General features: G+C 73.4%; 3 protein-coding genes. 1 reads left to right on the top strand and 2 read right to left on the bottom strand.

From position 1 onward, the window contains the following. A partial coding sequence (locus ABZ646_RS39945) for a TauD/TfdA family dioxygenase (RefSeq protein ID WP_360530668.1) occupies window positions 1-357 on the top strand: 357 nt, incomplete at its 5' end. 1,400 nt (window positions 358-1,757) lie between these two features. Here the strand turns inward: ABZ646_RS39945 and ABZ646_RS39940 are convergent. Both ABZ646_RS39940 and ABZ646_RS39935 read right to left on the bottom strand, forming a co-directional pair. Next, window positions 1,758-2,807 carry an LLM class flavin-dependent oxidoreductase gene (locus ABZ646_RS39940; protein WP_360530665.1) on the bottom strand — a complete coding sequence of 350 codons (1,050 nt, stop codon included), beginning with the start codon at window positions 2,805-2,807 and terminating at the stop codon, window positions 1,758-1,760. A 66-nt stretch (window positions 2,808-2,873) separates the two neighbouring features. Beyond that, the gene (locus tag ABZ646_RS39935; RefSeq protein ID WP_360530662.1) at window positions 2,874-4,376 is read right to left on the bottom strand and encodes a metallophosphoesterase; all 1,503 of its coding nucleotides are present in this window, start codon (window positions 4,374-4,376) and stop codon (window positions 2,874-2,876) included. Window positions 4,377-4,972 lie beyond the last annotated feature (596 nt).

Genomic DNA, 4,972 nt, shown 5'->3' with positions numbered 1-4,972 from the left:
GTGGCGTCCGTGCACCCGTTGGTCCGGGTGCACCCGCACAGCGGTGAGCGGGTGCTGTACGTCAACGGCTACTACGTCGAGCAGATCGTCGACGTCTCCCGCCCGGAGAGCGCCGCGCTCCTCGAGATGCTCCTCGTGCAGGCCGTACGGCCCGAGTACACCGTCCGCTTCCGCTGGGAACCCGGCAGTGTCGCCTTCTGGGACAACCGGGCCACCATCCACCTCGCCCCCAGCGACAACGCCCACCTCGGCTTTCCCCGGGTCATGCACCGGGTGATGCTGCACGGTGAGGTCCCGGTCGGTGTGGACGGCCGACCGTCGGAGCCGGTCACCGGCACGGAGGTACGGCGGTGGTGACCTGGTAGGCGTTCCGGGACGGGCGCCGCACGCCGACGGGGCGACGGGGCGAGTGTGCGTTGGGGAGAAGCGCGGCCGCGTACGGACCGGCAGCCGAACAGGGCCGTGGTCCGCCGGGGCGGCGGACAGATCCGGAGCCCCGCCCGGCAAAGCGAACGAGACCTTCACCGGGCCAACCTCCAACCCCGACCAGACTCCGAGCACCGCCCCCCCTAACGCCCCATCAGCCCCCGGCTCCAGCTCCGGCTCCTGCCCCAGCCCCGGTTCCTGCGCCTGCCCCGGCTCCTGCGCCTGCCCCTGCGCCTGCCCCGGCTCCTGCGCCTGCCCCGGCTCCTGCGCCTGCCCCTGCGCCTGCCCCGGCTCCTGCGCCCGCCCCGGCGCCAGCTCCGGCTCCGGCTCCTGCACCCGCCCCTGCTCCGGCTCCTGCGCCAGCTCCTGCTCCTGCGCCAGCTCCGGCTCCTGCGCCAGCTCCGGCTCCGGCCCCTGCCCCCGCTCCTGCGCCAGCTCCGGCTCCGGCCCCGGCTCCGGCCCCGGCGCCTGCCCCTGCTCCTGCGCCAGCTCCGGCTCCTGCGCCCGCCCCGGCGCCAGCTCCGGCTCCGGCCCCGGCTCCTGCGCCCGCCCCTGCTCCGGCTCCTGCGCCAGCTCCGGCTCCGGCCCCCGCTCCGGCTCCGGCCCCTGCGCCGTTTGCGTGGTGGTTGTGGTTGTGGTTGTGGTTGTGGCTGTGGGTTTGTACAGGGTGCGGATTCGGTCCTGGTGCGGCGAACGCGCTTGTGGGAAGCACGACGCCGCCCGCTGCCAGGACAGCCGTGGTGGCCAGCATCGCCAGCCGCCGCTTCCGGGACATGCCATCGTTGCGAGTCATGAGAATTCGCCTCCGTAGGTGAGACCGCACCAGCCACAGAGTTCCGAACGCGGGGTGCGGATCCTGCCCGACGTCCTCGCCGGGGCTCCGCCTCGACGCAACCTCGATCGGCGCGATCGCCGATGCTCGGGAATCGCGTGACTCGACGTCGGATACGGATCGGTACCACGACGATCGCCCGGGTTCGGCCGCGCAGGCATCCCCGGTGCACGGGTCGCGGGCCCGTCACGCGGACGCGGTCATGGCCGCCCGTTCGTCCGGGCGCCGAGCGAGAGCCCCTGCTTCCCGTCCGCCTCGACGTGACTGCCCCCTCTCGACGGATGGCCGGTGAGGGAACAGTAAGGGGGGAGTAAGACCAGTCTGAGTCATGTGGGCGCATGACGCATCTCGGCGGCACCGATGCGCCCCGGCACCAATCAGCAGCACTGTGTGCCCAGTTGGCGGCCGGACAGACACACCTCCGGCTCATGGACGGACTGTGCGCCAGGACCTCGACAGCGCTCGCCGGACGGGAGTTGTCCGGAGACCGGAGCCGGCCTCAGACGGCTCCGGCGTGCCGGCCGAGGGCCGGGCCGAGGTGGGTCGCGATGTCGGTGAGGATCTGGACGTAGTCCTCGTGCTCGAAGGTGAACGGCAGCGCGAAGGCCACCTCGTCCACCTCGCGGAACCCGGCGTGCGCGTGCAGTCGCTCGGCGATCTCCGCCGAGGTGCCCACCAGGTCCGGCGCGAACAGCAGCCGCGCCGGACCCTGCGGGGCCGTGGTGCGGGGCAGCCGCTTGGCCGCGTACGCCTCGTACCGGGCGCGCTGCCGGGGTGTCGCGGAGTCGGTGGGGATCACGACCAGGCCCTGGGAGACCCGGGCCGCCTCTCCGTCGGGGTGGTGGGCCCGGAACTCGGCGATCTGCGAGCGCTGGATCTCCGCGAAGTCGTAGCCGCCGCCCGCGCCGCCCCCCGTGTCCGGCCCCTCGGCCTTGACCACGCTGCTGGTCAGGAAGTTCATGCCGTGCTCGCCCGCCCAGCGCGCCGAACCGAGACTGCCACCGCCGTACCAGAGGCGACGTCCGAGTCCGGGCGAGTGCGGCTGGACCACGTCCGAGAAGACCTCGAACCCTTCCACCCCGCTGAAGTCGGTGGCCGGCTTGCCGCGCACGAAGTCCAGCAGCCGCCGCACCCGCTCGTAGCCGAAGTCCTCGCTGTCCGCCGTGTCCGGGTAGAGGGCCTCCCTGACCTGTTCGTAGTGCATGGGCGGGCCCACGCTCACACCGGGGTTGAGCCGGCCGCCCGACAGCAGGTCGACGGTCGCCAGGTCCTCGGCGAGCCGCAACGGGTTCTCCCAGCCCAGCGGGATCACCGCCGTGCCCAGTTCGATACGGCTGGTGCGCTGGGAGGCGGCGGCGAGGACGGCCACCGGGGACGAGATGCCGTACTGGAGGTGCCGGTGGCGCACCCAGGCGCTGTCGAAGCCCAGCCGTTCGCCCAGTTCGATGATCTCCAGCGTGGACTCGTGCCCCTTGGCCGGATCCGCCCCGTCGAACAGGCCGATGGTGAGGAAGCCCAGTCTGCGCAGCGGGCGGGGAGTGGACGGCACCGGTCCTCCAGCTGTCGTACGTCAGTTCTGCCCTGATTGTGGCACCCGAACATTGCGGGAGTGTGATCAGACGAGCGGAATGACGATCTCGTCCTCGACCGGCGGGTCCAGCTCCTGAGGGCGGTTGCCGGTGGCGGCGAAGCAGCGCAGCCGCACCGCCTCCGGGCTCACGTCCAGGCGCAGGAAGCACTTGAAGAACGGCGGGCTGTAACTGACCGAGCCGGGGGAGAACAACTGGGTGTAGATCTTCTTCACCGGAAGCCGGAAGCGGGCACCGCGGTCCGGGCGGCTGCCGGCCCCGAGCAGGGTCGCGACCACCCGGGCGCGGCGGGTGACGCGGGTGTCCGGGTGGGGGGCGCGGGCGGGCCTGATGCCGAGCCGCTCGGCGATCACCGCCGTCGCCTCCGCCTCGGTGAGGGTGAACAGGCGGGGCAGGCGCAGTCTGCGGCCGTACAGCCGGCTGTAGAAGGCGAGCGAGTCGCCGCGCAGCGGGTAGCAGCGGAAGTCGTCCTCGGTGACGTTCGCGACCGATATCCGGGGGATGGTGTGGGTGGCGTGCATGAAGGCACCGCCGCCGCCCGCGACCACGTACTGGATCGTGCGGCCGGCCACGTCGACGGGGTAGCGCTGGTAGTTGTGGATGTCGCCGCCGATCGCCGCCACGTAGTGGTGGGCCGGGTCGCGGACGATGTCGTCGACCGTGCCGCCGCCCTCGACGGGGCAGGGGTGGTGCTCGCCGTCCACGTACAGCGGGGAGCCGGTGACCAGGATCTTCGGGCGCGGTCCCTGGGACACCTCGCGCAGCCAGGCGCCCTGTTCGGCGTCGATCGTGCCCAGCAGACCGGTGTCGATGCCGACGATCCGGACCGGGCCGGCGTCGATCGCCCAGTAGGGGCCCGGCTGTACCGCCGTCTGCTCCTGCGCCGACCTCAACCTCCTTGCCCGGGTGAGAAGTTCCTCGTCGGCCGGGCGGGGCCGGTGCCACAGCAGGGTGCGCCACCAGGCGCGGGTGAGCGGACGGGGCTTCGGCTCGGGGGCGAGGGGCGGGGTGTCGTCGCAGAAGACGCGCATGAACGCGCCGAGGTCCTCGTACCAGTCGTGGTTGCCGGGTACCGCGTAGATCGGCGCGGGGTAGTCCCGGTACGGGCGGAAGAACTTGGGGCCGTAGTCGTCGGCGGTGCCGACCGGATAGATCACGTCGCTCGCGATCACCGCGAAGTCGGTGTCCTGGCCGGCCTTCAGGAAGCCCGGCACCACGGCGTACTGGGAGTCGTCCCCCTCACCGGTGTCGCCGATCACCATGAACGAGAAACGGTCGGCCTCATGACGCCGGATCACCTTGTCGGCGGGCGCCCCGGCGGCCTCCCGCGCGGCCACCCAGCGGCTGCGGGTACGGCCGGTCGGGTCGCCGAACCACGAGGCCAGCACGCCGTTGCGGGCCGCCCACATGGTCGCCGGGTCGAACCAGAACAATTTCTGCACGTGTTCCGGCATCAGCCGGCGGTAGGCGCCCCGCTCGGCCTCGCCCCAGCCGGCGCCTTCTGCGGTCTCGCGTGAGGAGTCAGACACGCCGGAACCGTAGCAATGATCAAGGGAGCGGCGAGGGGCGGGGGTTGACGTCCGTCGGGGTTCGAAGGGGGCTGGGGAGGTCAGCGGGCCGGTCGGCGGCGCCCTACGCGTTTCCCGGTCGCCAGGGATCGCTGGAGGGGGGTCCGGGCCGTCGGGCGGTCCGGTGGGAGTCAGCGGACCGGCGGCCGGTGCCGTAGGGGGCTGCGGGGCGGGGGGTGGCGCCGTACGGATCTGCGGGGCGGCCCTCTCCGTGGGAAGGGTCTGCGGGGCGGCCATGGGTTCCGTAGGAGGGGCCCCCGGGCCGTCGGGCGGTGCCGTAGGGATCGCCGGGGCGTCCCGGGGCGCTGCTGTACTCACCGGGGCCACCGGGCGTCCCACGGCCCGGGGCGCCGTAGCGGTCCGCGCTGCCCAGGGGCCGGTTGGCCGGGGTGCCGTGGCGGTCCTGCCCGCCGGGGGTCGGGTGGGGTGGGGTGGGTCGGTCCCTGGTGGGGGGTGTGGTGCGGGCCGGTGCGCCGGGCTGTCCGGCGGCGCCGGGTGCGGGCCGGGTCGGGCGGCCGTCGCGGTTGCGGGGGGTGCGGTCGCCGCGCGGGCCCGGC

This window comes from Streptomyces sp. NPDC007162 (assembly GCF_040634175.1).
Taxonomy (GTDB): domain Bacteria; phylum Actinomycetota; class Actinomycetes; order Streptomycetales; family Streptomycetaceae; genus Streptomyces.
This window is presented reverse-complemented; position numbering and strand designations above follow the sequence as displayed.